General features: G+C 69.4%; 3 protein-coding genes. 2 read left to right on the top strand and 1 reads right to left on the bottom strand.

Translation table 11 applies throughout. The features are described 5' to 3' along the window. Positions 1 to 218: 218 nt before the first annotated feature. Positions 219 to 1,229: a 4-hydroxy-3-methylbut-2-enyl diphosphate reductase gene (locus NL1_RS35830; protein ID WP_067849370.1), complete on the bottom strand. Its 1,011-nt coding sequence runs from the start codon at positions 1,227 to 1,229 to the stop codon at positions 219 to 221. A gap of 147 nt (positions 1,230 to 1,376) precedes the next feature. On the opposite strand from NL1_RS35830, the gene NL1_RS35835 reads away from it, so the two are divergent. Together NL1_RS35835 and xseA are read left to right on the top strand one after the other, a co-directional pair. After that, entirely contained in the window at positions 1,377 to 2,033 is a 657-nt protein-coding gene (locus NL1_RS35835) for a lipid droplet-associated protein (protein WP_084511468.1), read from the top strand. A 73-nt stretch (positions 2,034 to 2,106) separates the two neighbouring features. Beyond that, on the top strand, positions 2,107 to 3,016 hold a 910-nt coding region (gene xseA, locus NL1_RS35840; RefSeq protein ID WP_067849376.1), incomplete at its 3' end, for an exodeoxyribonuclease VII large subunit.

The raw sequence follows: 3,016 nt of genomic DNA on the forward strand, positions 1-3,016 counted from the left end.
GACGGCCGACCGGCCGCACGTGGCACGCGTCCGGCAGCGCCGCGCACAGAGGGGGAACCGCCACAACGCGGCGCCCGCGGACGGGCCGAGGTGCCGCCGCATCCGCAGCCGAATGTGCGCTACCGGGAACGCGATTCGAGCCGCCCCCAGCGGCGCAAGCCGGAAAGTCTCTGAGCGAGTTCGAAAGTCTCTGAGCGAGTTCGCAGCCCGGCGCTGTCTCAGCGACGGGTGGCGCGCAGTTCCCTCGGCAGCGAGAAGACCAGCGTCTCGTTGGCGGTGGTCACCGGCTGCACATCGGCGTAGCCGTGTTCGGCGAGCATGTCCAGCACGCCGCGCACCAGGATCTCCGGCACCGACGCGCCGGAGGTGATGCCGATGGTGCGCACGCCCTCCAGCCAGGCCGGATCCACCTCGCGAGCGAAGTCCACCAGGTACGAGGCCTTCGCGCCCGCGCCGAGCGCGACCTCGACCAGCCGCACCGAGTTCGAGGAGTTGCGCGAGCCGACCACGATCACCAGATCGCATTCCGGCGCCATCGCCTTCACCGCGACCTGGCGGTTCTGGGTGGCGTAGCAGATGTCGTCGCTCGGCGGGTCCTGCAGCGCGGGGAAGCGCTCGCGCAGCCGCTGCACCGTCTCCATCGTCTCGTCGACGCTCAGCGTGGTCTGCGAGAGCCAGATCACCTTGTTCTCGTCGCGCACGGTGACGCGGTCGACCGCGCTCGGCCCGTCGACCAGCTGGACGTGATCGGGCGCCTCGCCCGCGGTGCCCTCGACTTCCTCGTGGCCCTCGTGGCCGATCAGCAGGATGTCGAAATCGTCGCGCGCGAAGCGCTTGGCCTCCTGGTGCACCTTGGTGACCAGCGGGCAGGTGGCGTCGATGGTGTGCAGATCGCGCGCCGCGGCCGCCTCGTGCACGGCCGGGGAGACGCCGTGCGCGGAGAACACCACGACCGCGCCGTTCGGCACCTCGTCGGTCTCGTCGACGAAGACGACACCGCGATCGCGCAGCGTCTCCACCACGTGCCTGTTGTGCACGATCTCCTTGCGCACATAGATCGGCGCACCGTGCTTCTCCAGCGCCTTCTCCACCGTTTCCACCGCGCGGTCGACGCCCGCGCAGTATCCGCGCGGCTCGGCTAGCAGCACGCGCTTACCACCGTCGGCATCGACTGTTCCGGCGCCCGCCGAGCGGGCGATTCCGACGTTCAAAGGGATGGCCGAAGACATGTTCCCCAGAATACGTGCACGAGAGGACCACCGACCGGTCGCATCGACCGGGACCGACCGGGTCGTCCGGTGTGATCCGTTCGATGGAAAATAGTGTCTGTGACACTAGTTCTTTGCAGATCACGTGGTATCGGGCAGGCTATGAGCATGTTTCGACCTCCCTTTCTGGCCCGGGTCGCCGCAGGCGCCGCCGTCTACGCCCTCGAAGAAACCCGTCGGCTACCGACAACCGCGCTGAACTTCCCGATCACCGCGATCAGCCAGATGTTGCAGACCACCATGCACGTCCAGCAGTTCGTGACCAGCCTCGCCCTCAAGGGCGACGCGGTGTTCGAGCGGCTGTCCAACAGTCCGGTGGAACAGCCGGAATGGGCGACGTTCGACGAAGATCTCGGCGACGAGCAACCCTCCGGCGACGATTTCGCGACCGCGGGCCGCACCAGTCGCTTCGATCTGTACACCGCCGACGACTCGACGGCCAGCTCCACCAACGGGTACGTCGCCTCTGTGCAGACCATCACTGTGCCGGAGATCACCGACCCGGAACCCGCCGCGGAGCCCTCCGACGCTGACGTCCCTCTCGCAGGCGAACCCACAGAGACCGCCAACCCCGAAATCACCGAACCCGAAATCGCCTCGCGCTACGACTACGCCAACATGACCCTCGCCCAGCTGCGCGCCCGCCTGCGCATGCTGACCATCGAGGACCTCACCGCGCTGCTGGACTACGAGCAGCAGACCCTCGCCCGGGCGCCGTTCGTGACCATGCTGACGAACCGGATCGCCACCGTCCGGGCCCAGTGACCGCACCCGCGACGACCTCGCCGGTGGTTGGCCGGGCTCGGTCCGGCCAACCCCGCCGCGTATACCTGTCCGTATGACACAGAGCGGTCACCCGTCGTCCGCCGAAGCCGGCGCGGCTCCCGCCAACTCTGCCGAGCACCCGTGGCCGGTGCGCTCCGTGGCCGTGAAGGTCATGCAGTGGATCGACCGGCTCGGCTCCATCTGGGTGGAGGGGCAGATCACCCAGATCAACCTGCGCCCCGGCGCGCGCACCGCGTTCCTTGTGCTGCGGGACCCGTCGGCCGACATGTCCCTGCAGGTGACCTGCGACCCCGACCTGCTGCGCCGCTCCCCGATCCCGCTGCAAGAAGGCAGCCGGGTGGTGGTCTACGGCAAACTCACCTACTTCACCGGCCGCGGCACCCTGTCGTTGCGTGTCATCGAGATTCGGCCCGTGGGAGTGGGCGAGCTGCTCGCCCGCATCGAGCGGCTGAAGGCGCTGCTCGACGCCGAAGGCCTCTTCGATCCCCGGCTCAAGCGGCCGATCCCGTTCCTCCCCGAGACCGTCGGCCTGATCACCGGCCGCGCGAGCGCCGCCGAGCGCGACGTCCTCACCGTCGCCAGAAATCGTTGGCCCGCAGTGCGTTTCGAGGTGCGCAACACCGCGGTCCAGGGGCCGTCCGCGGTCCCGCAGATCCTGGAAGCGCTGGCCGAACTCGACGGCGACCCGGCCGTCGACGTGATCGTGCTCGCCCGCGGCGGCGGCAGCGTCGAAGACCTGCTGCCCTTCTCCGACGAGGCGCTGTGCCGCGCCATCGTCGCGGCGACCACCCCGATCGTCAGCGCCATCGGCCACGAACCCGACAACCCGCTCACCGACTACGTCGCCGACCTGCGCGCCGCGACACCGACCGACGCCGCCAAGCGCATCGTGCCCGACGCCGCGGCGGAACTGTCCGGGGTGCGCGATCTGCGCGCGCGCTCGGCCGCCGCACTGCGCGGCT

It is taken from the genome of Nocardia lijiangensis NBRC 108240 (assembly GCF_001613045.1).
GTDB lineage: Bacteria > Actinomycetota > Actinomycetes > Mycobacteriales > Mycobacteriaceae > Nocardia > Nocardia lijiangensis.

What these genes read in the sequence shown, in the direction of transcription:
- NL1_RS35835 (WP_084511468.1), top strand. Translation starts at nt 1,377, where the DNA reads ATGTTTCGACCTCCCTTTCTGGCCCGGGTCGCCGCAGGCGCCGCCGTC.
- NL1_RS35830 (WP_067849370.1), bottom strand. Translation starts at nt 1,229, where the DNA reads ATGTCTTCGGCCATCCCTTTGAACGTCGGAATCGCCCGCTCGGCGGGC.